Origin of the sequence: Caballeronia sp. LZ043 (assembly GCF_031451075.1) — a bacterium.
Lineage (GTDB): Bacteria > Pseudomonadota > Gammaproteobacteria > Burkholderiales > Burkholderiaceae > Caballeronia.
Genome location: NZ_JARUXT010000003.1, coordinates 1,277,437 through 1,303,783 on the forward strand (window position 1 = coordinate 1,277,437; position 26,347 = coordinate 1,303,783).

24 protein-coding genes and 1 pseudogene are annotated in these 26,347 nt (G+C 66.3%); 6 read left to right on the forward strand and 19 right to left on the reverse strand.

Annotated features, from left to right (window positions below; translation table 11 throughout):
• Positions 1-51: 51 nt before the first annotated feature.
• Positions 52-2,805 (reverse strand): ATP-dependent Clp protease ATP-binding subunit, encoded by a 2,754-nt coding sequence (locus QCE64_RS25915; RefSeq protein WP_310006981.1) that lies wholly within the window; start codon positions 2,803-2,805, stop codon positions 52-54.
• A 169-nt stretch (positions 2,806-2,974) separates the two neighbouring features.
• Positions 2,975-3,811: a helix-turn-helix transcriptional regulator gene (locus QCE64_RS25920; protein ID WP_309924522.1), complete on the reverse strand. Its 837-nt coding sequence runs from the start codon at positions 3,809-3,811 to the stop codon at positions 2,975-2,977.
• Between the two features lie 92 nt (positions 3,812-3,903).
• Between QCE64_RS25920 and QCE64_RS25925 the strand changes: the two genes are divergently transcribed.
• The 3 genes from QCE64_RS25925 to QCE64_RS25935 all read left to right on the forward strand — a co-directional run bounded on the left by QCE64_RS25925 (position 3,904) and on the right by QCE64_RS25935 (position 6,033).
• Positions 3,904-4,803 (forward strand): SDR family oxidoreductase, encoded by a 900-nt coding sequence (locus QCE64_RS25925; RefSeq protein ID WP_310006983.1) that lies wholly within the window; start codon positions 3,904-3,906, stop codon positions 4,801-4,803.
• A gap of 66 nt (positions 4,804-4,869) precedes the next feature.
• A complete protein-coding gene (locus QCE64_RS25930; protein WP_309924527.1) occupies positions 4,870-5,568 on the forward strand; it encodes an SDR family NAD(P)-dependent oxidoreductase in 699 nt (232 codons plus the stop codon).
• A 207-nt stretch (positions 5,569-5,775) separates the two neighbouring features.
• Positions 5,776-6,033 (forward strand): hypothetical protein, encoded by a 258-nt coding sequence (locus QCE64_RS25935; RefSeq protein WP_309924530.1) that lies wholly within the window; start codon positions 5,776-5,778, stop codon positions 6,031-6,033.
• Between the two features lie 84 nt (positions 6,034-6,117).
• Here the strand turns inward: QCE64_RS25935 and QCE64_RS25940 are convergent, their stop codons facing one another.
• On the reverse strand, positions 6,118-7,056 hold the full coding sequence (locus QCE64_RS25940; protein ID WP_309924532.1) for an AraC family transcriptional regulator: 939 nt from the start codon (positions 7,054-7,056) through the stop codon (positions 6,118-6,120).
• 98 nt (positions 7,057-7,154) lie between these two features.
• Between QCE64_RS25940 and QCE64_RS25945 the strand changes: the two genes are divergently transcribed.
• Positions 7,155-7,898, forward strand: a complete 744-nt coding sequence (locus tag QCE64_RS25945; RefSeq protein ID WP_309924534.1) for an SDR family oxidoreductase — start codon at positions 7,155-7,157, stop codon at positions 7,896-7,898.
• A gap of 27 nt (positions 7,899-7,925) precedes the next feature.
• Here the strand turns inward: QCE64_RS25945 and QCE64_RS25950 are convergent, their stop codons facing one another.
• The 4 genes and pseudogenes from QCE64_RS25950 to QCE64_RS25965 all read right to left on the reverse strand — a co-directional run.
• Positions 7,926-9,821: a hypothetical protein gene (locus tag QCE64_RS25950; RefSeq protein WP_309933810.1), complete on the reverse strand. Its 1,896-nt coding sequence runs from the start codon at positions 9,819-9,821 to the stop codon at positions 7,926-7,928.
• Positions 9,822-9,919: 98 nt separating this feature from the next.
• Complete coding sequence (locus QCE64_RS25955; RefSeq protein ID WP_310006985.1) at positions 9,920-10,714, reverse strand: hypothetical protein; 795 nt, start codon at positions 10,712-10,714, stop codon at positions 9,920-9,922.
• A gap of 60 nt (positions 10,715-10,774) precedes the next feature.
• Complete coding sequence (locus QCE64_RS25960; RefSeq protein ID WP_310006986.1) at positions 10,775-11,047, reverse strand: hypothetical protein; 273 nt, start codon at positions 11,045-11,047, stop codon at positions 10,775-10,777.
• Positions 11,023-11,278, reverse strand: a pseudogene (locus tag QCE64_RS25965) (helix-turn-helix domain-containing protein); the annotation flags it as partial. The pseudogene QCE64_RS25965 and the gene QCE64_RS25960, both read right to left, overlap by 25 nt.
• 198 nt (positions 11,279-11,476) lie before the next feature.
• On the opposite strand from QCE64_RS25965, the gene QCE64_RS25970 reads away from it, so the two are divergent.
• On the forward strand, positions 11,477-12,847 hold the full coding sequence (locus QCE64_RS25970; RefSeq protein WP_309924541.1) for a DUF308 domain-containing protein: 1,371 nt from the start codon (positions 11,477-11,479) through the stop codon (positions 12,845-12,847).
• Between the two features lie 13 nt (positions 12,848-12,860).
• Here QCE64_RS25970 and QCE64_RS25975 read toward each other — a convergent pair whose 3' ends face one another.
• The 3 genes from QCE64_RS25975 to QCE64_RS25985 form a co-directional block, all read right to left on the reverse strand.
• Positions 12,861-14,066: an NYN domain-containing protein gene (locus QCE64_RS25975; protein ID WP_310006988.1), complete on the reverse strand. Its 1,206-nt coding sequence runs from the start codon at positions 14,064-14,066 to the stop codon at positions 12,861-12,863.
• 77 nt (positions 14,067-14,143) lie between these two features.
• Positions 14,144-14,533, reverse strand: a complete 390-nt coding sequence (locus QCE64_RS25980; protein WP_310006990.1) for a cupin domain-containing protein — start codon at positions 14,531-14,533, stop codon at positions 14,144-14,146.
• A gap of 95 nt (positions 14,534-14,628) precedes the next feature.
• Positions 14,629-15,468, reverse strand: coding sequence for an AraC family transcriptional regulator (locus QCE64_RS25985; RefSeq protein WP_309933816.1), 840 nt, complete (start codon positions 15,466-15,468; stop codon positions 14,629-14,631).
• A gap of 147 nt (positions 15,469-15,615) precedes the next feature.
• Between QCE64_RS25985 and QCE64_RS25990 the strand changes: the two genes are divergently transcribed.
• Complete coding sequence (locus QCE64_RS25990) at positions 15,616-17,778, forward strand: hypothetical protein (RefSeq protein WP_404987439.1); 2,163 nt, start codon at positions 15,616-15,618, stop codon at positions 17,776-17,778.
• Positions 17,779-17,787: 9 nt separating this feature from the next.
• On the opposite strand, the gene QCE64_RS37990 is transcribed toward QCE64_RS25990, so the two are convergent.
• From QCE64_RS37990 to QCE64_RS26030, 9 genes are all read right to left on the reverse strand, one after another.
• On the reverse strand, positions 17,788-17,982 hold the full coding sequence (locus QCE64_RS37990) for a hypothetical protein (RefSeq protein WP_404987440.1): 195 nt from the start codon (positions 17,980-17,982) through the stop codon (positions 17,788-17,790).
• 32 nt (positions 17,983-18,014) lie between these two features.
• Positions 18,015-18,194: a hypothetical protein gene (locus QCE64_RS37995; RefSeq protein WP_404987441.1), complete on the reverse strand. Its 180-nt coding sequence runs from the start codon at positions 18,192-18,194 to the stop codon at positions 18,015-18,017.
• A 7-nt stretch (positions 18,195-18,201) separates the two neighbouring features.
• The gene (locus QCE64_RS26000) at positions 18,202-19,851 is read right to left on the reverse strand and encodes a DNA-binding protein (RefSeq protein WP_310006992.1); all 1,650 of its coding nucleotides are present in this window, start codon (positions 19,849-19,851) and stop codon (positions 18,202-18,204) included.
• A gap of 233 nt (positions 19,852-20,084) precedes the next feature.
• Entirely contained in the window at positions 20,085-20,405 is a 321-nt protein-coding gene (locus tag QCE64_RS26005) for a DUF4148 domain-containing protein (RefSeq protein WP_309924578.1), read from the reverse strand.
• A gap of 193 nt (positions 20,406-20,598) precedes the next feature.
• Positions 20,599-20,979 carry a VOC family protein gene (locus QCE64_RS26010; RefSeq protein ID WP_309924585.1) on the reverse strand — a complete coding sequence of 127 codons (381 nt, stop codon included), beginning with the start codon at positions 20,977-20,979 and terminating at the stop codon, positions 20,599-20,601.
• A gap of 52 nt (positions 20,980-21,031) precedes the next feature.
• Positions 21,032-21,883, reverse strand: coding sequence for an amidohydrolase family protein (locus tag QCE64_RS26015; RefSeq protein WP_309924593.1), 852 nt, complete (start codon positions 21,881-21,883; stop codon positions 21,032-21,034).
• 23 nt (positions 21,884-21,906) lie between these two features.
• Positions 21,907-23,556, reverse strand: a complete 1,650-nt coding sequence (locus QCE64_RS26020) for a class I adenylate-forming enzyme family protein (RefSeq protein WP_309924601.1) — start codon at positions 23,554-23,556, stop codon at positions 21,907-21,909.
• A gap of 68 nt (positions 23,557-23,624) precedes the next feature.
• Entirely contained in the window at positions 23,625-24,713 is a 1,089-nt protein-coding gene (locus QCE64_RS26025; RefSeq protein ID WP_310006994.1) for an ABC transporter ATP-binding protein, read from the reverse strand.
• Positions 24,714-24,747: 34 nt separating this feature from the next.
• Positions 24,748-26,337: an NAD(P)/FAD-dependent oxidoreductase gene (locus QCE64_RS26030; protein ID WP_310006995.1), complete on the reverse strand. Its 1,590-nt coding sequence runs from the start codon at positions 26,335-26,337 to the stop codon at positions 24,748-24,750.
• Between the last annotated feature and the right edge of the window lie 10 nt (positions 26,338-26,347).

Consider the following 26,347-nt stretch of genomic DNA (forward strand, 5'->3'; position numbering starts at 1 on the left):
CGTTGCACGGGCTGTGCTGGCATGCGAACAATGACGCATGCCAGCATGAGATCAAGGCGTAGGCGGCGTGCCTTCGCCCGGCTGGTTGGCGAGACCGGCGCGCGTCACGTCGAACGCCAGCTTCTTCCTGCTCTCGTCATAGCGGCAGCGCACCTTCGCGCCTTCGCCGACCTCGCCGCCAAGCATTTCCCTCGCGAGCTGGTTCTCGATCGACTGACGAATCTGCCTGCGCAACTCACGCGCGCCGAACTCGGGCCGATAACCGACTTCCGCGAGATGATCGACGACGGATTCGTCGAACTCGAGCGCGATGTCCTGGCTATGCGCGAGACGTTGCACCTGATCGAGCATCAAGCGCACGATCTGCCGCACTTCGTCGCGGCCAAGGGACTTGAACAGGATGATGTCATCGATCCGGTTCAGGAACTCCGGCCTGAAGTGCTGTTGCAACACCTTCATCACGCCGCTTTGCAACGAAGCATCCGCATCCGACGCCGTGCTCGTGAAGCCCAGCACGCCGCGCTTCTGACCGGCAATCACATCGGAACCGAGATTGCTCGTCGCGATGATCAGCGTGTTGCTGAAGTCGACGACGCGGCCCTTGCCATCGGTGAGGCGTCCGTCGTCGAACACTTGCAGCAGCACGTTGTAGACATCCGGATGCGCCTTCTCGATCTCGTCGAGCAGGATCACGCTGTAAGGCCGGCGACGCACGCGCTCGGTCAGCTGGCCGCCTTCGTCATAGCCCACATAGCCCGGCGGCGAGCCGATCAGCCGCGACACCGCATGGCGCTCCATGTACTCGCTCATGTCGACGCGCAGCATCGCGTCTTCGTCGCCGAACACGACTTCCGCGAGCGCCTTCGCCAGCTCGGTCTTGCCGACGCCCGTCGGCCCGAGGAACAGGAACACGGCGATCGGCCGATTGCGCCCTTGCAAACCGGTACGCGCGCGGCGCACGGCGTCGGACACGGCCTCGACCGCTTCGTCCTGGCCGATCACGCGCTTGTGTAGACGCTCTTCCATCTGCAACAGGCGCGCGCGCTCTTCCTCGGTCAGTTGCGCGACCGGAATGCCCGTGAGCGTCGCGACGATCTCCGCGATCTGCGCGACCGTCACCGTCGACGTATTCGTGCCGACACGCTTCTTCCACGTGTCGGTGGCTTCGTCGAGTTCCTTTTGCTTCTGTTCGAGTTCGCTGTCGAGCGCATGCGCGCGGTCGAACTGCTTGCGCGATGCCGCGTAGTCCTGCTCGCGCCGCAACTGCGCGTGCTCCGCTTCCAGTTCGAGGATTTCGGCAGGACGTGAAGTGGCCGAGAGATTGACGCGCGCGGCGGCCTGATCGACGAGATCGATCGCCTTGTCGGGCAGGAAGCGTCCGGTGATGTAACGGTCCGACAACTCCGCCGCACCGACGATCGCATCGTCCTGGATGGTCACCTTGTGATGCGCTTCGAGACGGTCGCGCAGGCCGCGCAGGATGTTGATGGTCTGCGCGACGGTCGGCTCCGCCACCAGCACCGGCTGAAAGCGCCGTTCGAGCGCCGCGTCCTTCTCGATGTGCTTCTGGTACTCGGCGAGCGTGGTTGCGCCGATCAGGTTCAGCTCGCCGCGCGCCATGGCCGGCTTGAAGACATTGGCGATGTCGAGCCCGCCTTCGCCGCCGCCCTGCCCCGCGCCGACGATCGTATGCACCTCGTCGACGAACAGCAGCAGCGTGTCGCGATTCGCGCCGATTTCATCGACGACCTGCTTCACGCGCTCCTCGAACTCGCCGCGAAACTTCGCACCCGCGACCATCGAATTCACGTTCAGTTCGACGAGCCGTTTCTCGCGCAGCGACTCGGGCACGTCGCCGTTCACCATGCGCTGCGCCAGCCCCTCGACCACCGCCGTCTTGCCGACGCCCGGTTCGCCGATCAGCACCGGATTGTTCTTGCGGCGGCGCGCGAGCACTTCGACCATCGTCTCGATCTCGCGTGCGCGCCCGATCACCGGATCCAGATGTCCTTCGCGCGCGAGTGCGGTGAGGTCGCGGCTGAACTTGTCGAGATTCGGCGTACGCGAAGGCGGCGTATCGCCGCCGCGCGGCGGTGCGCCCGCGCCGACCGTCTGCGCGGTCTGCTGCCTGAGCGCCTGCGGATCGACGCCGAGCTTGCCGAGCAGTTGCCCGGCGAAGCTGTCGGGCACGTCGGCGAGACCAATCAGCAAATGCTCCGGCGCGACATAGCTGTGCCGCAGTTGCCGCGACGCGAGCAACGCGCGGTCGAGCGCGCTCTTCAGACGCGGCGACACGCCGATCATGCCGTCCGCCGGCGGCGGCGACGTGCCGTAGCAGCCTGGCGCGTTGGCATCGATATAGGCGCGGATCTGCGCGGGATCGAGCCCGAGGCTCTTCATCAGCGACTCGATCACCGCATTGTTCGCGAGTTCGTAGAGCAGGTGTTCCGTATCGACCTGTGAACATCCGGATTGCACGGCGCGCTCGGCCGCGCGCATCAGCATCTCTTTCGCGCCGTCGCTGAAATAGCGGTCGATGTTCGCGCCTTCGGCTTCGTTGCGCCGGGCGCTGGGGGTTGGCGCTGCATCGGCGGACGGGGGCGGCATGGCTGCGCCGGATGGGTCAGGCTGCTCCGGCGCGCCACCGAGAAACAGCGATTCCAACGGCGAGAGCGCACGCTGATGCCGTGTCAGCTGGGCATAGTGAAAGTCGCATACGTCGATGACATGCCGCTGCCCGTTGCGCAAGACGGCCAGCCGCACCGTGGCGGGACGCGCGGCGCAAACGTCGCACAGATGAGCCATGTTCGGTTTCCTTACATGAGGGCATGCGCCCGGCCAGGCATCGATGCAACCGCTATTCCTGATCCCTGGCCTTGCAAGTGCCGTGAACAAGATCGGGCAGTCATGGTACTGCGCAAGCCGCCCTGCATGCGGGAACGATGTTTGCAGTAGGCCGTGCCGATTGCGCGATCTACGCGGACCTTGCTTGCTCGCCCGCCGCCAGCGTCTTGATACGCCCGGCCACTTCGGCATCGAGCGGCGTATAGACGATCATGCCGAGGTCAGGCCGGCCATCGACCGCGAAGGCCGAATACTCGAGTTCGACGGGACCGAGCAGCGGATGCTGCAGGCGCTTGATGGCATGCACGTCCGAATGACCGAGCACATCGTTGTCGCGCCACAGGGCTTCGAACTCGGGACTGGCGCTGCACAGTTCATCGACGAGATCAGCGGCTTCCGACACGATCCCCGCGCGCGCCACGTCCGCCCGAAACGCGCCGACGACAAAGCGCGCGACGTTCTCCCAGTCGTGCTGCTTCGCGCGCACGGCGGGATGGCGGAACAGGAACTTCAGGATATTGCGCTGGCCCGGCGGCAATGCGCCGTAGTCGGTCAGCACAACGGCCGCCGCGCGGTTCCACGCCACCACATCCCACGTGGCTGTCTTGATGAGCGCCGGACTGGCTTCGAGCGAGTCGAGCAGGCGCTGCAAGCGCGGATTCACGCCTTCCACGCTTTGATAGCGGACTTCCGGCGGCCTGCCGAGGCCGAGCATGAACAGGTGCTCGCGTTCGGTATCGGTCAGCAACAACGCGCCGGCGATACGTTCCAGCACGTCCGGCGAAGGCGCGCCGCCGCGTCCCTGTTCGAGCCACGTGTACCAGGTGGGGCTGATGTTGGCACGCTGCGCCACCTCTTCGCGGCGCAGTCCGGGCGTACGGCGGCGGCCCGTGAAGCCGAAGCTGGCCGGATCGAGACGCGTGCGCCGGCTTCGCAGGAAATCGCCGAGTGAGCGCGGTGTGTTCAAGGGGTTAGTCGGTTTACCATGATGTCGTCACTACTTTAACGGGATAAGAAAACGCAGGATAGTGCATGGGTTCGATCAAGGAGAACCACACCATGCGAATCTTTCTGACCGGCGCGACCGGTTTCATCGGCTCGGCGCTCGTTCCCGAACTCATCGCGGCGGGTCATCGAGTCATCGGCATGACGCGTTCCGATGCCGGCGCGCAAGCCCTCAAGGATGCCGGCGCCGATGTACACCACGGCACGCTCGAAAACCCCGCCAGCCTCCGCGACGGCGCAGCCGACGCCGACGCCGTCATCCACACCGCCTTCGACCACGACTTCTCGCGCTTCGTCGAGAACTGCGAGAAGGACAAGCGCGCGATCGCCGCGCTCGGCGAAGCGCTCGCGGGCTCGGACCGGCCGCTCGTCATCACGTCGGGCACGGGGATCGGCATCGGCGAACAGGGTGGACTGGCAAGCGAGGACATCGTCAACCTGAAGCACCCGAATCCGCGCATCGCGTCGGAGATCGCGGGGCAGGCGTTGCTCGATCAGGGCATCAACGTGTCGGTTGTACGGCTGCCGCAGGTCCACGATCCATTCCGCCAAGGGCTCATCACGCCGCTCATCGGCATCGCGCGCGAGAAAGGCGTATGCGCGTATGTGGGCGACGGCGCCAATCGCTGGCCGGCGGGGCATCGTTCGGATGTCGCGCGCTTGTACCGGCTCGCCATCGAGAAGGCCGAACGCGGTGCGCGTTATCACGCGGTCGGCGAGGAAGGCGTCAGCGCGCGCGACATCATGGAGTCGCTCGGGCGCGGCATGCAGCTGCCGGTCGTATCGATCACGCCCGCCGAAGCACAGGATCACTTCGGCTGGATGGCAATGTTCATGGCCCTCGACATGCCCGCCTCCAGCGCGCAGACACAAGCTCGACTCGGCTGGCAACCCACAGGGCCGACGCTGCTGTCCGATCTCGATCAGGCGCGTTACCTGGAACAGTCTGCCTGAGCGTCGGGCGAGGAAAGTGGCTTGCGTTTATGATCGTTCGGCGCCCACCCCTTCGAGCAAACATCCATGAGCGACTTTCCTTATCGCAGTGCGCTGATCGTCGGCGCCGGAGCGGGCATCAGTGCTTCGCTCACGCGGCGCCTGCGCGCCGAGAACATTCCTGTCGTGATCGCGGCGCGCAACGTCGACAAGCTGGCCTCGCTGGTGGATGAAACCGGCGCCGTCGCCCTGCCCGCCGATGCCGCCGATGCCAGCCAGATCGACGCGCTCTTCAGCGAGACTGAAGCGCGCATCGGTGCCCCGGAGATCGTCGTGTACAACGCCAGCGGCCGCGTGCGCGGGCCGCTGGCCGAACTGGATGCGGCGGCGGTGGAACGGGCCGTCGCGGTCTCCGCGCTGGGCGCCTTCCATGTCGTGCAGCAGGCGGCGCGGCGCATGATGCCGGCCGGTCACGGCGCGATCCTGCTGACCGGCGCGACCGCCGGCGTGAAGGGCTTCGCACTGTCCGCGCCGTTCGCGATGGGCAAGTTCGCGCTACGGGGTCTTGCGCAAAGCGCCGCACGCGAACTGATGCCGAAGGGCATTCACGTCGCGCACTTCGTCATCGACGGCGGCGTGCGCGGCGCGCATCCCGAAGCCGCCGACGCGCCCGACAGCATGCTCGATCCCGATGCGATCGCACAGTCCTATATCGATGTGCTGCGTCAGCATCGCAGCGCGTGGACGTGGGAGATGGAACTGCGGCCATGGGTGGAAAAGTTCTGAGTCGGCGCTGCACCGACAGGTTTCTCTGCTTCGTCGGGCGCACGCCGACATATCCGCCGCGCCCGCAAGCTCGCCAAAACCGCGCTTTCCTTTGCTGACAAGGACTTCAACGTTCTCCACACATCGCTGGCACAGCTCTCGCACAGGTAGCTGCGAGCGCAACGAATGATGCTCAACCAACCCAACCAGCCATTCAGGAGAACCATCATGTTGAAGATCGACAACCTCGCCGTCAGCAAAGAACTCGACCGTGCCGAAATGGGCGCCATCGTCGGCGGCAGCGTGTTCCAGAACAACGCCATCAACGCCAACGGCCAGCTCGGCGGCGTGTCGTTCGCCAGCCCGCAAACCAATGTCGCGCCCGTCACGCAAGTGGATGCCTCCACGCATACGGACGTCGACCTGACCAACGTGACGAAGTCGCTCACCGCCGTCGGCAGCCTGGTTCAGGGCATGAAGCTCTGAGCATCGCTGCAACAAGAGCACGGGCACGAGATGGGACGGACTGCTCCGTCTCCTCTCCCGGAACCTTGGCCCGCCTCGCCTCGATCACGCCGAGGTTCCCGGAGAGGACTGCTGGCTTGCCGGCGGCCTCTCGTGCTGCTGTGCGTAGTGCGTCGGCGGCACGCCGACATGACGCGTGAACGCGACGCTGAACGCACTCGCCGATCCATACCCCACGCGCTCCGCCACCTTCGCGACACTGCCTTCCTTCTGGCGCAGCAGCTTCCTCGCCAGCGCCATGCGCCACGACAGCAAATATTCCATCGGCGCCACACCCACCGCACGGCTGAAGCGTTCGAAAAACGCCGAGCGCGACAGCGCCGCCGCCCGCGCCAGCTCCACGACAGTCCAGGCACGCTCGGGACGTTCGTGCATCTGCCGGATGGCCTGCGCCAGACGGGCATCGGCGAGACCGCGCACCAGCCCCGGCGATGCCGCCGTGCCCGTGGAGCGCAAGGCCTCGATCAACAGCACTTCCAGCAGGCGCGCGAGCACCATGTCGCGCGCGGGCCGCTGCGCGCGCGATTCTTCCCGGACGAGCTTGACGAGCGTAGCCAGCCGGCGCTCGCCGCGCACATGCACGAGTTCCGGCAGCAAGGAAACCAGCAGCTCCGCATCCGGCGAACCGAACACGCAATGACCCACGAGAATCTGGATATCGCGCGGAGCGGTTTCCGCGCCGATCCGGAAGCCGCCGTCGGCCAGCGCGACCGGAACGGCATCGGCTTCGTCGGCTTCGGGCGGTTCGAGACTCGACATCGTGAATTCGTCCAGTTCCGGGACCAGCACGAAGTCGTCGGTCTGCAGGGTGACGGGCTCGCGGCCGTTGGCCACGAGACGGCACGCGCCTTCGAGCACCACGCAGTAGAACGGCAAGTGCGCGTCCGAGCGCCGCACGCGCCACCGGCCACTGCCGCTCACTACCTTCGAGAACGCCGCGACCGGCTGCAACAAGGTGACGACGTCCGCGAACGGATCGATCATGGCCGGACTTCCTCGAATGAAAACTGGACGTTCGATTGTAGCAAGTCCGGCCTGGTCGACTTATCGTGAGAACTCATTCACTCACCTGCGGATTTGCCATGCCCACCGTATTGATCACCGGATGCTCATCCGGTTTCGGCCTCGAAATCGCCCGTTATTTCCTGGAGCAGGACTGGAACGTTATCGCGACGATGCGCACGCCGCGCGAAGACATCCTGCCGAAGTCCGACCGCCTGCGCGTCATCGCCCTCGACGTGACGGATCCGCACAGCATCAGCCAGGCCATCGCGAGCGCGGGGCCGATCGACGTGCTCGTCAACAACGCGGGCATCGGCTTTCTCAATGCGGTCGAAGCCACGCCAATGGCCACGGCGCGCGAGATCTTCGAGACCAACACGCTCGGCACCATCGCGATGACGCAAGCCGTGCTGCCACAGTTTCGCGAGCGCCGCTCAGGCGTGATCGTCAATGTGACCTCCACCGTGACGCTGCGGCCGCTGCATCTGCTGTCCGTCTATACGGCCAGCAAGGCGGCGGTCAACGCGTTCTCGGAATCGCTCGCGCTGGAGCTGGAACCGTTCGGCGTGCGCGTGCGGATCGTGCTGCCCGGACGGTCGCCTGAAACGAAGTTCGGCGACAACGCCCGGACGCGCATGCAAAGCGGCTTCCCCGAGCCTTACGCGAAGCTCGCGCAAACGGTGTTCGAGCGCTTCGAGAACGACCCGACCGTCACCTATTCGCGCGATGTCGCCGAGGGCGTGTGGCGCGCGGCCACGGACCCGTCGAGCCCGATGCGCATTCCCGCCGGCGCGGATGCCGTCGAATGGGCGAAGGCGGGTTGAGGCAGGCGACGTCTTGGCACGCCGCCTTTATTGGCCTGCGCCCGTGCGCCGCATGTGCATCAGCAACTCGTCGGTCGATAGGGTCGGCGGCAAATGCTCGCGGCGCTCATAGTCTGAAATGGCGGCGCTCGTGCGCGGACCGGGCCGGCCATCCGCATCGCCGCGCAGGATCTTCCTGCTGATCAGGATGCGCTGCACTTCCTGCAGGGTCTCGCGATGCGTCAGCGGCACCGGGGCGGGCGCATCCGCGCGGGGCGCCGCGAGACGGATCAGATAGCGGTTCGCCATCGAGCCCGGCTCGGTGTGGCCGACGACGAAGCCGGTCGCAGCCTGCGCGGCCTGTGGCACGGTCGGCAGCCAGCCCAGCGCGCCGCCGAGGCCCACCATCACGCCGGTCAGCGACATCGCCATCGTGAAGCCGCAGGCCCGCTTCAACGGCGCCCAGTTGCGCACGCGCTGGCGATACTCCCGGGGTACCCGCAGCCGCCATGCGTAGCTCACCAGGCTGCTGAGCAGCCAGCCGGCCGGCGAGACGATCAGCATGGCGCACAGCGCGCCAATGAGCGTCACGAAGAACGGAAGCACCGCCGACCACGGCGCATGCAGCGAGAAATGATTGAACAGGCGGGCCGCATAAAGGAACGACGCGCCCGCCGGAACCAGCGCGACGAGACTCCACGCGAGGTGCGAATGCGTGGGCGAGACCTTGTCGAGCACATTGCAGGCTGCGCGGCCGAAGGCCTCGGCGGCCGTCGGCGAGATGAACCCTTCGGCGACTCCAACGATGGCGGACGCGGGTTCCACCGGCCCTTTCCGGTCGAGCTTCGCGACCGCGCGCAGACCGGCGTCCAGCACCGGAACCGCCCGAAACGCGGCGAACAGCGCTTTGGCCTGCCGTTGCACCTGCGCTTGCCCGCGCTTGCCGGTGGCGACCGCCGCAAGCCGCGCCATTTCCGCCGACAGCAATTGATCGAACACGGGCGGCGTGACGATCGGAACGGGCACCGCGCCCGCCGCCGCCACGCGATACCGCTGCTTCAGCACAGTCAGTTCGAGCGCCACCACTTCGGCCGTGCCGTCGTACTGCACGACCCAGTTGTCGCGCTCGTCGTAGCCGGTCCGGCATAAATCGAGCGCGACGAGTGCCGGCGCGCCGGCGGACCCTCGGGCACGCAGCGACGCGGCGAGCGCATCGCCCGCCAGGCCCGTCGCGGCCGGAACGCTCCACACCGGACGGGCGACGGCCTGGACCCGCGAGACATCGGTGAAGAAGCCGTGGCCGGCGCATGAACCGCATTGCCGATGCCCCGATCCGCCACATCCGGTACAGACCACGCGTCCGCCGCCCAGGCATCGGACGCATCGCTCCCTGATGTGCTGCGAACAGGTTTCGTTGTTTCGTCCGTTCCAGCGCGTATGCGTGACGGTGCGGTTATGGCCGCCCGCGCCTCCGCATCCGCCGCAGGTGCTCTTGCCCGCGCCGCCGCAGCCGCCGCAACGAACCTGCCCGCGTCCGGCACAGGTGCCGCACTGGCGGAACACGGACCAGGCGCCGAAGTCGTGGACAGGTTGGGCCGCGTTCGACCATGCCAGCGCCTCCTTCCTCGCGGCGTCCACACGCTGCATGAACGGACCGCGAATGGCGCGGTCCCGCTGGGCTTGCTGGAAAAGCCGCTGCAAGTGAGCCTGGAAGTCACCGGTCCGGTAATCGAAATGGCCGCCCTTCACGGCGGCATTGCCCGCGCAGGACTGCGTCGTCACGCTGTGATGGAACTGCCAGGATACGAACGCCGATACTCGGTAGACATCGTTTTCTTCCGCGACGGACTGGATATCCGCCGGGTTGCAATGATTGCCGCCGAAGAGTCGCCGCAGATTGCCAAGCAGCCGCTGGCCTCGATTTCCAGATGGTTGGTCGTGCATGGTCCGATGCCGTGAAGATTGTCCGCTCCGTAGAGCGCTCCACGCATATCGGCAATTGTAAGAACCTCTTTAATTCGCGTCGGCTGCGTCGGACGGCCTCACTCGGCGGCCGCGACCGCCGTTTCAACGCCCTTCGGCCGGCGCATCACGGCAAGCCGCTTCGTGCAGGCCTGAACAAGCATCGCCAGCGCCGCCGACTCCGCGAAAGCGAGCGCCGTCGGCTGGCGCGTCAGCGAGAACGACAGCAGCAGGCAGAACGCGGCGAACGAGAAGCGGCCGAGCACCATCCCGCGCAGCAGCGAGATGACGAAGTCCGGTCCATGCGCGCGATGCGACGACACCGACAACACGATCCCCAGCAACGGAAACACCGCGAGCAGCCCGCTCCACGAGGCGCCGGCCCAGTCGGACAAGGCGGTCACCGCCAGCGTCAGCAAGGCGCCGGCGGCCATCCGTCCGATCAGGTCGCCCCGTCCGAGCGGGACGCCCGCCGCAACCGCCGCACTGTGCGGCAGGAACGACTGCCCGAAGCAGACCGCGCCCAGCGCCACCGCCGCAGCCCATACCGGCGACGCGGGCAGCATCGACAAGCCCCACGCCGAGACGAACCACGCACCCAGCCCGGCGCTCAACGCGACCGGCCAGGCGCGCGAACGGCAGGTCCACGCATAAGCGAAGTTGAAGGCTTCCGACGCGAAGATCGCGGAAAGAGAAAGGATCGCGGCGTGCGCGCCGAACGCGGGTCCATGCGCGAGCACGAGCAGCCAGAGAATGGGGCCGGCGACCACCGGCAAGCCGGCGAGCCATCCCGCAACGGACGGGCCCCACCATCTTCCCGACATCGACACGATCAACAGGAACAGCGGAACCAGCGTGAGCTTGAGCGCGAGCATCGCAAGGCCGTGCGAAGGTAAAGCCGGATCATACCTTTGCGCCTGAGCCGTGCGTGGCGCTTATCGCGGCATCGCCTGGTCGAGCACCGACGCCAGGATCATCGCGCCCGCATTGGACGGCACCGGCCGCGAGTTCGGCGCATAGACCGGATCGCCGTAGCTGCCACGCGTGACGTCGTGCCATTCGATCGTGGCGGTGGCCTTCGACTGCCGCTCGATCAGCTTCACGGCCGCAAGCCGTTCAACTGAAAGATCGTACGTGCCCCATGGATTGAGGCGATTGCCGGTGCGGCCATGGACCGTCGTGAATGCGCCTGCGAGCGGAATCCGCAACCCGGCGCGACGTCGAGCATGCTGTGCCGCGACGTGCGCAACAGCGCCTGCGCACACTCGACGCGCTTCTGCAACAGGAACTCATGCGGGCGTATGCCCGTCGCGCGCCGGAACTGCGCGGCAAAATGCATGCGCGTGAGGCCGGTGCTCGACGCGATATCGGCCCAGATGCGCGTCGACGAATTCGGCAACGCGCTTGATGCGCCATTGCGGCAACGCCGACGGCACCCGTCCTTCGGCAGCCGAGGCACGCTGAACCCTTCCGATCGAAACCGGAACCGATTGCCGCCGTCATCGAAGACGCGTTTTCCTCTGCGCATTCGCCGCGCTTGCCGCCTGCACCTTCGATGCCTTATATAAGGAGTGGCCGCGCCTGCCCTACGCGCGGCCGCCCCGTACAGGACATGAATGATCAGACGGAGGAACGCGATGGTTCGTCTCGTGATGATTCTGCTTGGCGTCGACTATCTGCGCTCCCGCTGGCGTTCGCTGCTGACGCTCGGCTTCCTCAGCATCCTGCTGGGCGGCGTCATCTTCACCGATGCGCTCGACGGCTCGCTCTACTTCCCGATCATCCCGTTCGCGCTGCTGATGCTGCTGGAAGGACTCGCGACGCTGGCCGTCGCGTGGACCGGCATGGGCGGACAGCGCACGCTGCGCTACGTCAAGGGCGCGACCTTCTGCCTGTCGGCGCTGCTCGTGCTGATTGGCGGCGAACACGGCAACTTCGCGCTCTCGCTCATCTTCGGCACGCTGTTTCTCGTCGATGGCGCGTTGCAGATCATCTCCGCGCGCGTAGTCCGGTATCGCCGCTGGCGGCTGGCAGCCGGTATCGGCGCCGTCGAGATCGCCATTGCAATCTTTTTCTATCAGCCCTATCCGGATCACTATGCGGGCACGGTGGCCTATTGCGTCGCGTTCGGACTGTTCTTCGCGGGCTGGAACATGATCCTGCTCGCATCGCGGGTGCGCGGCATGGCGGCGAACCCGGCCGCCGAAGGCGCCGTGCAGCGCGCGACGCAGAAGCCGACAAGCACGCCCTCGTTCGCGAACGCCGTCTACGACGGCCCGCCCGCGGCCGACGAAGCGGCCTTGACCGTGCATGTGTGGACGCCCGTCGGCACGGCGAAGACGCAGGCGAAACGGCAGTTGATCGTGGACCGCTACATTGCAGCCATCGACAGGAACGGCACCATCTCCACCGGCCACGCCGCGCTGGAAACGCCCGAGGGCGTGTACATCAGCCTGTATCCGGCGGTGGAGATCGATCGCTCGCCGAACGAATTCTCGCGCACGCTGCGGGCCACGCGCGAGAACGATGTCCCTGGACTCTTTCAACCCGACTACGCGACCGAATCGACGGCCTGGTGTCCTTCGACCCAGCAGGTCCGCATCCGCAATTACGATCCGCAACGGCTGGCGCGTTTCTGGGACGAGTATCGGCGCGACGCGACCTACAACCTCACTTATCGCAACTGTTCGAGCACGGTGGCGCGGGCGCTGGAGGCGGCGATCGAAGGGGCATCGGCGCGCGTGTGGGGTACGGGCGGCGGATGGCGGCCGCTGGTGCGTATCATGACGACGCCCGAGCTATGGGTGGCCGCGCAGGTGCGCAAGCGCGCCGCCACGATGGCCTGGACGCCCGGCCTCACGCTGGACTACGCGCGGGCGCTCAGCATGCTGGCGGATCCGCGTCCGTCGGGCTGGGTGAAGATGGCGCGCATCGCGCTGGCGACGATGTACCGCTCGCGGCAGCGCTGGCGCGCCGAGGAACATGCGGCGGCGCGCCACGGGTCGTGACTCGGCCCGACGCTTATTGCTCGACGGGCTTCTCTTCGGACTTGCGCGAGCGTCGCGCGCGTGACGGCGCGCGAGACGACGATTTGCGCGAAGACTTCTTGGCGGGCGCGGGTTCCTCGACGGGCGCGTCAGTCGGCGGCGCGCTGGCTTCGGGTGCTTGTGTTGCGATTGGCGCTTGCGGTGCTTGCGGCGTTTCCGCCACCGCCTGCCGCGCGGCGCTCTTGCGCGTGCGACGCGGCGCTGCCGCCTTCCTTTTCTTCGCCTTGCCTGCGCCTTCGGCCGTTTCAGCCTCGCTGACCGGAAGCGCTTCGTCCGCTTCCACCGATACGTGCGTCACCGGCGACGGCACCACCACCGGCTCCGCCTGCGTCACTGCCGGAACCTCTGCCGGACGGACATCGGCGGAAACCGCCACCGCCGAACGGAACACGAAGGCGCCGGACTTGTCGTCGCGTCCGACTTCCAGCAGCCCGCGCGATTGCGCTTCATCCAGCAGATTGCCGAAGGCCTTGAAGCCATACTGGGTTTCGCTGAAACCCGGCTTGCGGCGCTTGATCGCGCTCTTCAGCACCGATGCCCAGATCTTGCCGCTCTCGCCGCGCTCGGACGCGAGCGCCTCGAAGGTTTCGACCGTGATGGCGATTGCCTGCGATTTGCGCGCCTCCGTTTCCTGCTTCGGCTCCGATGCGCGCTTCGGCTCGCGCGTTTCGCGCGACTCGCGCCGGGCGGCCGCACGTTGCTGCTCGCGGACGAGGTCGTCGTAAAAAATGAACTCGTCGCAGTTCGCGACCAGCAGGTCCGACGTGGAATTCTTCACGCCGACGCCAATCACCTTCTTCGCGTTCTCGCGCAGCTTCGAGACGAGCGGCGAGAAGTCGGAGTCGCCGCTGACGATGACGAAGGTATCGACGTGCGACTTCGTATAGCAGAGATCGAGCGCATCGACGACCAAGCGGATATCCGCCGAATTCTTGCCCGACTGCCGTACGTGCGGAATCTCGATCAGCTCGAAACTGGCTTCGTGCATCGACGCCTTGAAGCTCTTGTAGCGATCCCAGTCGCAATACGCTTTCTTGACGACGATGCTTCCCTTCAGCAACAAGCGTTCGAGCACGGGACGGATGTCGAACTTGTCGTAATTCGCATCGCGTACGCCCAGCGCGACGTTCTCGAAATCGCAGAACACCGCCATGCTGACGCTTTCCTGAGGTCCAGCCATATGGTTCTCCGGCCTGTGCGGCACATTTTGCAATGCGCACATGATAGCTTGCCGGCGCGGTTCCAGAGGCGGGCGCGTCAGATCCAGAGGTCGTTGGGCACGGTGCGGTCGCTGGGTGCATCGCCGGTGTTCACCACGCCGCGCGGTTCGATCAGCATGATCTTCACCTCGGTCGCGGCAAACGGCTTGTGCTCCATGCCCTTCGGCACGACGCCGATTTCGCCCGCGCGCAGCGTCATCGCACCGTCCCGGAAGTCGATGCGCAGTTCGCCTTCGAGCACGATGAAGGTCTCGTCGGTATCCGCATGACGATGCCAGACGAACTCGCCTTCGAGCCGCGCGACCTTGAACTGGTAGTCGTTCATTTCGGCGATCACGCGCTGTTGCCAGAAGCCGTCGATGCGGCGCGCCTTGTCGAGCGGATCGATGGCGATGCCTTGTCCGCGTGTGGAGGGAATGGCCTGCATGATGTGACTCCGTGCTGTCGTGAATATGAACGGAGCCTACTGTGCGCGCATCCGGCGGCGAGGTCTTGAACGATCGTGCAGGCGTGCGATGCCCGTCAACGCTGCGGTGCGATGGCCCGCCAGCGCGCGGGCGGCATGCCGTAGGCGCGCGTGAACTGGCGCGTCATGTGGCTCTGGTCCGCGAAACCCGCCTGCGCGGCGACGTCGGCGAGCGGCGCGCCGGCGAGCATCAGGCGGCGCGCGAGGTCGAGCCGGCGCAGCGTCAGGTAGCGATACGGACTCGTGCCGTAGAACTTGCGGAAATCGCGCGATAACGCGAAGCGGTCGCGCCCTGTCACGCGTTCGAGTTCATCGAGTGTAATGATGCGGTCGCAATGCGCGTGCAGGAAGTCATGAGCGCGCACGGCGCTTGCGTAGTCACCGGTGTCGTCGGCGAATCGCGTGCCGGAAGCCTGCGCGAGCGCCAGCGCCAGTTCGGTGAGCGCATCGTGCCGTTCGAGCGGTTCGAGCGGTGGCAACGCGCCTTCCGTACGCTGCAAAAGGGCTTCCGTGGCGCGGGACACGCGCGGGTCGGTGGTCAGGCCGCCGTCGATGAACGGCAGCGCGCGGCCGCCCAGCACGGCCTGGATGAGCGCCGGATCGACGTACAGCATGCGATAGCGAAAACCTTCGCCGGTGCCGGCCTGGCCGTCGTGCGCTTCGTCGGGATGCAGGACCATGGTTTGTCCCGCGATGCTGTTGCGCAGGCCGCGCCGGTAATTGAAGCTCTGCACGCCGGCCAGCGTGCGGCCGATCGCGTAGGTATCGTGCCGGTGCATGCCGTACGCCTTGCCGCCGAACCAGGCTTCGATGCGCTCGATGCCCTCGCCCGGCACGGCCCGCCGCACCCAGTCCGACCGCTTGTCCTTGCCGCGTCCATCCATGTCCATTCCCATCTCAACGCTCGCGCCGATGTCCGGTCCAAATCCGAGTCGAATACTAGCCGATGCGCACCGGATCCGTGCTTCGGCGTCTCTGTCTCAAGCATCGCTTCAGCGCGCCGACAAGCAGACTGGACGCGACATCGAGCAAAGGAACACGCAATGAAACGCTTGACTCTGCTTCTGGCCTGCCTCGTGGCGAACTCTGCGCTTTCCGGCCCGCTCGCTTATACGACCTCATGGCTCGGCAACACCTGGGGCTACGGCGACGGCAAATGGATGCAGCAGGACATCCAGGCGCTGCACGTCGCCGCCGACGGCACCGTCTACACGAACTCGCCGTGGGACGAAAGCGGCGCCGAGATCGCGGCGTATCGCAACGGCGACCGCCTTGCGGTTGCCGGCGCGACGCATGGCTGGGGCGCAGCGGGCGGCCACGCCGTGACGTCCAACGGCGCGTATCTTTACGCGGCGATGTCGATCGGCAATCAGAACGGCGGCCTCACCGGCGCGGACTATCCGCCGAATGGCTATACCTGGTTCGGCATCACGCGCCGGTCGACCGGCAACATCGCGCAGGGCGCGCCGTTCGCGGGCGGCGTGGGCAACAGCGCGAATGCGTCGAAGAACAGCTTCCTGATCGTCGATACGGTACCCGCCGGCACCGATGCCGGCATTCGCGGACTGGCCGCGAACGACACCGAGCTGTTCGTCGCCGATCAGTACGCGAACCGCATCATCGTGTTCGATGCCGTGACGATGCGCCGCAAGCGTTCATTCGACGTGGCATCGCCGGGACGCATGGCGCTCGACAGCGACGGCTCGCTCTGGGTCATCGCCGGCGCGCTGACCGGGCAGCCGGCCATCGCGCACTATGCGGCGAGCGGCGCCCTGCTCGGCGGCGCGCCCGTGCTGCCGGCAGGCACGGTGCCGGCGGATATCGCGATCGCGCCATGGGGCGATCTGTATATCGCCGACATCGGCCCCGGCCAGCAGATTCTTCCGTACCGCAGGACCGCATCGGCGTTTCATGCGCTGACGCCGGTCGGCACGCTGAACGGCGTGAGTCATGCCGTGCCCGGAACCATCGAGCCGGGCCGCTTCAACTTCATCACGGGCATCGGCTTCGACGCCGCGGGCAACCTGTACGCGGGCCAGAACGGCGAAGGCCCGCGCGCGCTGAATTCGGCGTCGGTCGGTTCGGGCGCGGTCCTGCAAGCCTTCAAGGGAACCTCCCGCGCGTTGCTGTGGGAACTGGACGGCCTCGTGTTCGTCGACGGCGCCGACTTCGATCCCGGCGCGCCCGACACCATCTACACCGGTTCGAAGATCTTCACGATGGACTGGATCCAGGCGCCCGGCAAGCAGTGGAAATACGCGGCCTACACGGTGGACCGCTTCGCGTATCCCGACGATCCCGAACTGCATATCGGCCGCGACGTGCGCGGCGAGCCGATGGTGCGGCGTCTCAACGGCAACCGCCCGTATCTCTACACGCTCGATCCTTATTCGCACGAGTTGTACGTGCATCGCTTCGACGCGGCTCACGGCAAGATCGCGATTCCATCGGGCATGTTCGCGGAGAGCTTCATCTCCGGCGGCTATCCGGCGAACCAGCCGGCCTATGGTGAATGGCTGTGGCGCGACCTGAACGGCGATGGCCGGATGGACGATGGCGAATACACCGGCAATCCGTCGACGGGCAGCACGGTGGGCAACAGCTTCATCTGGGTCGATGCAGCGGGCGCGGTGTGGTTCGGCACGCCGACGAGCGGCATCCGGCAGATGCCGATACAGAGCTTCGACGCGTTCGGCAATCCGGTCTATGCGTACGCCGCGTCGAAGACTTACGCGATGCCCGCGCCGTTCACGCGCATCGGGCGCGTGCTGTATGTCGCGGCCACCGACACGATGTATGTCTCGGGCTTCACGCAGAACATCCCTTACGATGCTTCGCGCTGGAAGGAAGCCGGCCCGGTGCTCGCGCGCTACGACAACTGGAGCGGCGGCGCGCCGGTCATGACCTGGTCGATCGCGCTGCCATGGAATACCGCGAGCACGCCGCCCGTGACGACGGTCGGTCTCGCGACGGCGGGTGACTATGTGTTCGTCGCGGAGCTGTACACGCAGAAGGTCGATGTCTACGACGCGCGCACCGGAGCGGCGGTCGGCGTGATGACGCCGGGCGCCAATGTCGGCGGGACGAGCGGCTATGTGGACGTGGAACTGGGTATCAGCGCGACGCGCCGGGCCAATGGCGAATATGTCGTGCTGGTGGAAGACGACGCGCGCGCGAAGATTCTTGTGTACCGGTGGACGCCTTGAGGATGAAGGCTATGCCGAACCATGACGCGCGGCGAGCGTGGCGAGGTCGCGGCGGACCCAGTCGGCATCGGCGGCGAATTGCTCGTCGGACATGCCGGGCTGCTGGAACAGCGTCAGCAGCACTTCCGCGCCCGCGCCGTTCGGAATCACGCGCAAGGGCATGGTGATTTCGTGGCCGTCGGGCAGCGTCACCTGATGATCCATTACGCCGAACGCATTGTGCGCGGTGAAGCGGATCAGGACGTCGCCCTCGGGGCGCGTGCGCGCCAGTGATCGCCCTCGGCTTCGAGCGTCGATTGCGCGAGTCCCGAAGCCCAGGTCGGAAAGACTTCGGGACGCCAGATCGCCTCGTAGAGTTCGCGCCAGTCGCGCGCGATGGACACACTAAGCGTCGTGGCGTGCATCGTCGCGCTCATGGCCGTGTCAGCCTTCGATCTTCGACATGACCGCCGTCGCCGGATCGTAGCGATAACCCTTCTGCGCGAGCTGTTGCGACATCTTGTCTCCAATCAGCTTCTGCTGCGCCTCGCGGAACACGAGTTCATGATCGGGTTTCATGCGCTCCAGTTCCACCGCGAGACGTCGCATGAGCGCGACTTCGCCGGTGCTGCGGGCATCGATGAAGAGGATTTTTTCGTTGGCCACGTCGAGACGCTGACGCAAATCCTTGGCGTACGTGACCCACTGCTCCGCGTTGCTGCGCAGTTCGTCGTAGGACTTCGAATGCGCCTTGGCCTGTGCGGCGACCTGACGCTGCAGCGACGCCAGTTCCGACTCTTCGCCCTGCTCTCTTTCGACGAGACGCCGCGCGAGTTCGGTGGCGTTCTTCTCGGCGGTTTCGGCGCGCTCGCGCAGGGCCGTGACCTCGTTCGACACGCGCGAGAGTTCGGCGCTTTCCGTCGCCCGCTCTTCGGTGATGCGGTTGAATTGCGTGCGCGCTTCTTCGAGTTCGCCTTGCAGGCGGCTCACCTGCTCGCGCTGCGCCGAGGCTTCCTCGCCACGCGCGGACGCCGCTGCGCGTTCCGCCGTCAACGCGGCGCCCGCTTCGCTCAGTTCGGCTTCGAGGGCGGCGATGCGCTGGAGCGTTTCGCTGGCGCGCGCTTCGGCGGCTTGCAGCTGGGCGCTGGCTTCGTCGGAACGGACTTGCGACGACTGGCTGAGCGTCGCGTGGTCCTGGCGAGCCGTGTCGCGTTCCTGCGCGATACGCGTCAGTTCTTCGTCCTTGCCGGAGATGAGCGCTTGCAGGTTCGCATGCTCCTGACCGATGCGAGCAATTTCCTCGTCCTTGCCCGATACCAGCGCCTGCAGGTTCGCATGCTCCTGAGCGATGCGCGCGATTTCCTCGTCCTTGCCCGACATCAGCGCCTGCAGGTTCGCATGCTCCTGACCGATGCGCGCGATTTCCTCATCCTTGCCCGCAACAAGCGCCTGCAGGTTCGCATGCTCCTGACCAAGGCGCGCGATCTCGTCATCCTTGCCCGCGAGCATCCCGCTGAGTGTCTCGTTCGCGCGGCGCTGTTCTTCGAGCGATTCCTTCACCGCCTGCAATTGCGACTGCTCCATCGCTGCGCGCGCCTCGATCGCCTGCAAGCGCGCGCTCGCCTGCGAAAACTCTTCCTTCAGCTGCACCGCCGCTTCCTCCGAAGCACGCAGGCGGCTGTTGGCTTCCTCGGCTTCCCGTCGATAGTTCGCGGCTTCGTCGCCGGATTTCTGAATTTCGGCGAGCGCCTCGTCGCGGTCCGAAAGGGCTGTCGCGAGCCGCTGGCTCACCACGCTCAGATGCTGCCCGGACAGGCGTTCAGTTTCGTCGCGCGAGACGGTCCACAGCCGCCGCGCCACGTTGACGAGCGTTTCGGCGAGGTCGTCGGGCAGGCCGCTCGGGGCCTGCTGCGGCGGCACCTCGGGCTGACGCGCCTCGCGCCAGCGTTGCAGGCCGGCCGCGATCGCGACGATCGACGCGCCGGGCAGCTCTGCCCGGACGGTCAGCGGGGAAACCTTGCGGCCTTCTTCGGTGAGCCGAGCGGCGATGGACGCGATCTGCTCGTCGGTGATGGTGTCTACGTCGTTGGGCATATGCGCCTCGAAAATCAGTGGCGTCGCACGCAAGAGTCTGCGATGCGTTGTTACATTTGGCGAATTCGCCGCCGGAGGACATGGATGATACCGATTTTCCGTGAAGCGCTTGCGGTGCGGAACCGGTTCGGCGGTGCGCAACGCGGCTTTCTGCTGGTCCCGACATGCATCGAGCCCGGACGGCATAGGCCGCCCGGGCTCGAAGAAGAACGCCGGGATACCGCCAGGAACGCTTACGGCCTGGCGTACACCGAACCGAGGCCGATGACCGTCGTATCGCCCGAAGCGGCATTGGAGCGCGCGCCCGACACCACGCCGGTATCCGCCACCGCGCCGTATGCCGAACTGCCTTTCGCGGCGTTCAGCCGTGCTTCGGCCGCCTGGATGTTCTGCGGATATTGCGTCTGGTCGCTTGCCGGATCGTAGCCGGCCTGTTGCAGTTCGACGAGTTGCGCCCGGACTTCGGCACGCGTCAGCGGCTGGTTCGACTGCGCGAACGACAAAGCGGGAAGCGCGACAGCGGCGGCGACGATCAGCGACGAGATGAGTTTCATGACTTACCTCCAATGGATTTGTTGGGAAGAGCCTGTTGTGATCCGCTGTGTGTTTCGGATCGTTCGGGCCTGGAGGTATTTGAACTGCGGGACGTATCTGCCGTGTTTCGCCGACGGGCGGTTGTGAATCGACGTGTATCGTCGCGACGGGCGGATACAGTGAGATACAAAAGGACGGCGGCGATTCAGCCGTTCACTGCGTCGCCACCCACCAGGTAGTGCCGGCGGCGTCGCGAAAACCGCCGCGCAGATCATCGTCGTCACGCTTGCGGCCGGGCGCCTGCACGCTTTCCGCGCCCTGCCGCAGCGCGCGCTCGTAGACCGCCTGCGCATCGCGCACGTACACATGAACATGCGTTCCCGCCGACACCTGCCCGGCCGCCCCGCCGCCGATCATCACGATACTGTCGTCGATGCGCACTTCCGCGTGCATCAGCGAGCCATCGGGCCGGTCGAAGCGGCGCACGAGCGCCGCTTCGAACACCTGTTCAAGGAAGTCGATGACTTTCTCCGCCTGCTCGCACACCAGATACGGGCTCACCGACGGATACGACGCGGGTTTCCATTCGCTCATGACTGCTCCTTTCGCGCGAAGAAGAGCCGTCAGCGTAACGCAAAAACCGCCGTCACAAACCGAGATATGCCAGCGCGTTATGGCAGCGCCAGTCCTCGCGAACTTCGTCGGCCATCTCCAGCGCATCGAACTCTTCCAGCGCGCGTTCAACAGGCATCATCGGAAAGGCGGAGCCGAAGATCATGCGCTTCTTCAGCACGGTCCGGCCGTATTGCAGCAAGGCTTCATAGCCCGAATGCGCGGTGGCCAGCAGCTTCGGACGCACCGCCACCGTGCCGATCCACACGCCCGGATGCCGCCACGCCACCGCCAGCAGTTCCTGCACCCATGGCCAGCCCGGCGGCGACGCGCACACGCGCAGGCCGGGATACGCCATCATCACCCGGTCGAGCGCGGCCGGATGACCGTACATCATCGACGTATGGGTGGAAAAGTTCGCGCCGCAATGGATGTTCACCGGCACGTCCAGTTCCACGCACTTCGCATACAGCGGAAACAGCAGCGGGTCGTCGATGGCCAGCCGGTGTTCGAAGCCCTGCACATTGAGGCCGCGCAGGCCGAGCTCGCGCACGGCGGTCTCGAACTCGGCGACGGCCGTCGCGCCCGCATGCGGATCGACACCCGCGAAACCGATATAGCGCTCGCCATGCTTACGGCAGAACGCGGCCACATCCTCGTTCGATATCTTCACGCCGAACGTGCTGGTCAGGTCGCGCGCCTTGAGCACGACGTGCCGCGCCTGAAGCCGCTCGTAGATCGCGAGGTAGTCGGCGAGCGGATCGTGACACACGGTGCTGGCCGCCTGCGCCTCGGTGCCCTGATACACGCGCCGGTAATTCGACAGATGGTCCGCAGGCCCGTTGAACTGCAACACGGGCGGACGACTCGAAAAGTCCACGAACATGAGAGACTCCTGCACAAATCAGGTCACCGCCAGCGCGCTTCCTGGCGGTCGTAGGTGTTCACGAAGGGATCGGCCGTCTCGGCAATCAACCGCTTCTTGGCGATCTTCCTCGAAGGCGTGCGCGGAAAATCGCCTTCCATGTACTGGAGATAACGCGGCACCTTGAACGCCGCGAGATGCCGCGCGCAATGCTCGAACACGGCAGCGGGCGTCACCTCCGCGCGCGTGAAACCTTCGCGCAGCTTCAGATACGCCTTCACTTCCTCGCGACGCAACGGATCGGGCACGGGCACGACGGCAGCTTCGTCGATGGCGTCCATGCTGCGCAGCACGGTCTCCACTTCCGTCGCCGAGACGTTCTCGCCCGCGCGCTTGATCATCTCCTTGATGCGGCCGACGATGTAATAGAAGCCGTCGGCATCGCGCCGGAACAGGTCGCCGGTGCGGAACCAGTCGCCGTCGAAACTTTCGGCGTTGGCTTCGGGCCGCTTGTAGTAGCCCCACAAAATACCGCGTCCGCGTATCCACAATTCGCCGACTTCATCGACCTGCGCGGGGCTGCCGTCTTCCCGGCGAATCTGCAGCTCGCGGAACGGCGCGGGCAGGCCGCAGGTGCGTTCCAGCGCTTTCTCGCCCGCCCACGCCGGCACCAGCGCGCCCGTCCCGACCTCGGTCATGCCGAAGCCTTCACGCGCGATCACGCCGAAGCGCGCCTGCACTTCCTCGCGCGCCGGCCGGGTCCAGCCATAGATGCTGATGTACTTCAGGCACACGGCGGCATCGCCCGGACCGCGCGGATGCTGGCTCAATGCCGGCTCCGGAAAGATGCAGTAGTGAATGCGATAGTCGATCAGCCAGGACATGAAGCGCGTCAGGCTCATGCGCTCCGCAATGTAGGCGGTGCCGCCGAGCTTCAGCGTCATCAGGAACTGCCACAGCGGGTCCATGTAGAAGAACGGCGCCCAGATCAGCACGTTCTCGATGCCCGCGTCCGCGCCCCGGCGATGCCGCGCCGCGCCGTGGCAGTGAATCATCCAGTAGTCGTGGCTCAGCATGCAGCCCTTCGGGAAACCCGTGGTGCCGGAGGTGTACTGGAGGTTCAGCAGATCGTCGCGGGAGACATGCGCCGGCGCCGCGAAGTCCGCGCGCCCCGAAGCCAGCAGCGTTTGCCATTGCAGCAGGTCGGCGCGCGCGCCGTACGCTCCGCTCACGATCACGCGTTCCCATGCCAGCAGTCCGGGCAGTGCGTCGAAGCCTTCCAGGCGCGGGACGTATTCCTCATCGATCACGAGATACTGGACGTCGGCGTCATCGAGCACGAAGCGCATTTCATCGCGCGTGTAGGCGGTATTCACCGGCACCATCACCGCGCCGATGCGCCCGAGCGCGATCCACGTCACCGGGAACTCGGGCGCGTTCTTCAACATCAGCGCCACGTGACAGCCCTTGCGCACGCCGCGCCTGACGAGCGCATCGGCAAGCTGCGACGCCGCGCGATCGAGTTCGGCGTAGGTCATGCTGACCCCGCGCTCGAACCACACGGCCGCGGTCTTGCCGCCGTAGAGCGCGGCCTGCTCGCGCACGAACTGCCCGAGCGACTCGGGCAACGCGAGCTGTTCCTGCCGTTTTCGACGGACGAGTTCGTCCTCCACGGTCGGCGACTGTGTTGTCATCGTGTTCTCCTGAAACCCATCCTCGTAGCGCGGCGCACTGCACGCCGCGGGTCTGGCCCTGGCTGACGCTAGTCCTGCGCGATCACCTGACAATCCTCCGGCGCCCAGTCGAGCATCACCGGCGCGCCCCGCGCATGAGCCGCGCCGTGCCTGCCGCCCTGCTGCTGCACGACGATCTGCATGTCGCCCGGCAGGCGCACGTGATGGCGCACCACGCTGCCGAGCGTGATCGAATCTTCGAGCGTGCCGGCGTGGCGCGGCTCCCGTTGCGCCTCTTCGCCGGATGCGGCCGGCATCATCCGCACGCTCTCCGGACGCACCAGCAACTTGACCGCCGCGCCGCGCGACACGCCGTTCCCCCCGCGCGCCGCGCGCAGCATGCCGAGCGCGGTCGACACCACGATGTGCTCGTCGCCGCTTTCCTGCACCGTGCCCGCAATCAGGTTCGCCGTGCCGATGAAGCTCGCCGCGAACGCCGTCCGTGGCGCGCGATACAGCTCGTCGGGCGTCGCGATCTGCTCGACGCGTCCTTCGTTCATCAGCACGATGCGGTCGGACATCGAAAGCGCTTCGTCCTGATCGTGCGTCACGTTCAGCATCGTGATGCCGAGCCGCGCATGCAGCCGGCGAATCTCGAACTGCATCTGTTCGCGCAGCTTCTTGTCGAGTGCGCCGAGCGGTTCGTCGAGCAGGATCAGCGCCGGGTTATAGACGATGCAGCGCGCCAGCGACACGCGCTGCTGCTGTCCGCCCGAGAGTTCCTTCGGCTTGCGCGCGGCCAGGTCCGGCAGGCGCACCATGTCGAGCACCTCGTGCACACGGCGGCGGATCTCGTCCTTCGGCACTTTGCGCACACGCAGCGGAAACGCGATGTTGTCGAACACGGTCATGTGCGGCATCAGCGCATAGTTCTGGAACACCATACCGAGGCCGCGCGCGCTCGGCGGCGCGTTCGTGATGTCGACGCCGCGCACGAAGATCTGTCCCGACGAAGGCTTCACCATGCCCGCGATCAGATTGAGCAGCGTCGTCTTGCCCGAGCCGCTCGGTCCGAGCAGCGTGACGAATTCGCCCTGCTTCACGCTGAAGTCCAGCGGCGCGAGCGCCTGCACGTCGCCGTAGCGCCGCGAGACCTGCTTCAGTTCGATCATGTTCATCGTCGGAATCCGCTGTTCGTTGCTTCGTTGCCGCTCAATGCCGCTCGCAGCCCATCACGACCTGCGCCGCGTTGTGCCCCGGCACCCCCGTCACGCCGCCGCCGGGATGCACCGACGCGCCGCATTGGTAAAGCCCTTTGACCGGCGTCCGATAGTCCGCCGCGCCGCGCACCGGGCGTCGGAAGAAGATCTGGTCGGCGCTGAGTTCGCCGTGATGCACGTGGCCGCCCGGCAGCGCAAAGATCCGTTCGAGATCGACGGGCGACAGCACCTGTGCCGCGTCGATGCATTCGCGAATGTCAGGCGCGTACTGCGCCAGCGTATCCAGCACGATCTCGACCAGCCGCTCGCGCTGCGTGTCCCACGATCCTTCGCGCAACGCATAGGGCGCGTGCTGGCCGAAGATGCTCATCAGATGCTTGCCCTCGGGCGCGACACCCGGATCCACCACGCTCGGACTCATCACGACGAGCGGCGGATGCGGCGCGATCTCGCCATACTTGGCGGCGTCCCACGCGCGTTCGAGATACTCGACCGACGGCCCGATGCGCACCTGCGCCGGGTAATCGAAGCCGGCCGCGCGTGCGTCGAAGTCCTTGAAGACGGGCAGGCGATTCAGCGCGAGATTGACCTTGAACGCCGTGGAACGGTCGCGGATCTGTGCGACGCGCGTGCGGAATTCCGCCGGCACATGCTCCGCGCCGACCAGTTGCTGGAACAGCACCTTGGTCGCCACATTCGAGATCACGCAGCCCGCCTCGATCAGTTCGCCCGATGCAAGCCGCACGCCGGTCGCGCGCTCGCCCTTCACTTCGACCGAGGCCACCGGCGCATCGCAGCGCACTTCCATGCCGTGCGCCTTGCCCGACGCGGCAATCGCCTCCGAAATCGACCCCATGCCGCCGCGCACGAAACCGGCAGGACCGGCGGGCGTCGTGTGATCGCGGATGAAACCGCGCAGCAGCACATACGCCGATCCCGGCGAGCAGATGCTCGTGGCCGCGCCGCCGCAGGAGGCGTAGAAGCCCATCGCAGTGATCATCTCGTCGGATTCGAACCAGCGCGCGAGGTAGTCGCGCGCGGAAAGCGTCAGCACGTCGTAGAGGTCGTAGAAGCGCTCGCCCATGTCCCGGAAGCGCCACGCAAAGCCGAGCAGACGGCTTCGTGCGGCGAGCGCGCCATCGGCGGGATCGGGCGGGATTTCCCACAGCATGTCCGCCACCAGCTTGCCGAGCTTCGTCATGTGCGCGCGATACTTGCTGTAGGCGTCGGCGTCCTTCGCGCTGAAGCGCGCGATGTCCTCGAACAGACGCGGACCTTCCGCACGCACGATCAGGCTGCGCCCGCCGCCGTACAGGTGTGTCATCGGCGGCGGCACGATGATCTCGTAGCCATGCTTCGCCAGTTCCAGTTCCTCGATGATGCGCGGTTGCAGCAGCGCCATCGTGTACGACGCCACCGACACGCGATACCCCGGCCACACGGCCTCGCTGACCGCCGCGCCCCCCGCCAGCCCGCGACGCTCCAGCAGGCACACCTTGAAGCCCTTGCGCGCGAGATAAGCGCCGCAGACCAGGCCGTTGTGGCCCGCACCGATGATCACCGCGTCGTACTGGTTCGCCATGATGGTTGTC

Bases quoted from the DNA above. Each gene is read 5' to 3' on its own strand.
- QCE64_RS26025 (WP_310006994.1), bottom strand. From the start codon at position 24,713: ATGAACATGATCGAACTGAAGCAGGTCTCGCGGCGCTACGGCGACGTG.
- QCE64_RS25935 (WP_309924530.1), top strand. From the start codon at position 5,776: ATGTTGAAGATCGACAACCTCGCCGTCAGCAAAGAACTCGACCGTGCC.
- QCE64_RS25945 (WP_309924534.1), top strand. From the start codon at position 7,155: ATGCCCACCGTATTGATCACCGGATGCTCATCCGGTTTCGGCCTCGAA.
- QCE64_RS26015 (WP_309924593.1), bottom strand. From the start codon at position 21,883: ATGTTCGTGGACTTTTCGAGTCGTCCGCCCGTGTTGCAGTTCAACGGG.
- QCE64_RS25980 (WP_310006990.1), bottom strand. From the start codon at position 14,533: ATGCAGGCCATTCCCTCCACACGCGGACAAGGCATCGCCATCGATCCG.
- QCE64_RS26000 (WP_310006992.1), bottom strand. From the start codon at position 19,851: ATGCCCAACGACGTAGACACCATCACCGACGAGCAGATCGCGTCCATC.
- QCE64_RS25985 (WP_309933816.1), bottom strand. From the start codon at position 15,468: ATGGGAATGGACATGGATGGACGCGGCAAGGACAAGCGGTCGGACTGG.
- QCE64_RS25955 (WP_310006985.1), bottom strand. From the start codon at position 10,714: ATGCTCGCGCTCAAGCTCACGCTGGTTCCGCTGTTCCTGTTGATCGTG.
- QCE64_RS25975 (WP_310006988.1), bottom strand. From the start codon at position 14,066: ATGGCTGGACCTCAGGAAAGCGTCAGCATGGCGGTGTTCTGCGATTTC.
- QCE64_RS37990 (WP_404987440.1), bottom strand. From the start codon at position 17,982: ATGGATCATCAGGTGACGCTGCCCGACGGCCACGAAATCACCATGCCC.
- QCE64_RS26010 (WP_309924585.1), bottom strand. From the start codon at position 20,979: ATGAGCGAATGGAAACCCGCGTCGTATCCGTCGGTGAGCCCGTATCTG.
- QCE64_RS26005 (WP_309924578.1), bottom strand. From the start codon at position 20,405: ATGAAACTCATCTCGTCGCTGATCGTCGCCGCCGCTGTCGCGCTTCCC.
- QCE64_RS25990 (WP_404987439.1), top strand. From the start codon at position 15,616: ATGAAACGCTTGACTCTGCTTCTGGCCTGCCTCGTGGCGAACTCTGCG.
- QCE64_RS25970 (WP_309924541.1), top strand. From the start codon at position 11,477: ATGGTTCGTCTCGTGATGATTCTGCTTGGCGTCGACTATCTGCGCTCC.
- QCE64_RS25950 (WP_309933810.1), bottom strand. From the start codon at position 9,821: ATGCACGACCAACCATCTGGAAATCGAGGCCAGCGGCTGCTTGGCAAT.
- QCE64_RS26020 (WP_309924601.1), bottom strand. From the start codon at position 23,556: ATGACAACACAGTCGCCGACCGTGGAGGACGAACTCGTCCGTCGAAAA.
- QCE64_RS25930 (WP_309924527.1), top strand. From the start codon at position 4,870: ATGAGCGACTTTCCTTATCGCAGTGCGCTGATCGTCGGCGCCGGAGCG.
- QCE64_RS25940 (WP_309924532.1), bottom strand. From the start codon at position 7,056: ATGATCGATCCGTTCGCGGACGTCGTCACCTTGTTGCAGCCGGTCGCG.
- QCE64_RS26030 (WP_310006995.1), bottom strand. From the start codon at position 26,337: ATGGCGAACCAGTACGACGCGGTGATCATCGGTGCGGGCCACAACGGC.
- QCE64_RS37995 (WP_404987441.1), bottom strand. From the start codon at position 18,194: ATGAGCGCGACGATGCACGCCACGACGCTTAGTGTGTCCATCGCGCGC.
- QCE64_RS25925 (WP_310006983.1), top strand. From the start codon at position 3,904: ATGCGAATCTTTCTGACCGGCGCGACCGGTTTCATCGGCTCGGCGCTC.
- QCE64_RS25915 (WP_310006981.1), bottom strand. From the start codon at position 2,805: ATGGCTCATCTGTGCGACGTTTGCGCCGCGCGTCCCGCCACGGTGCGG.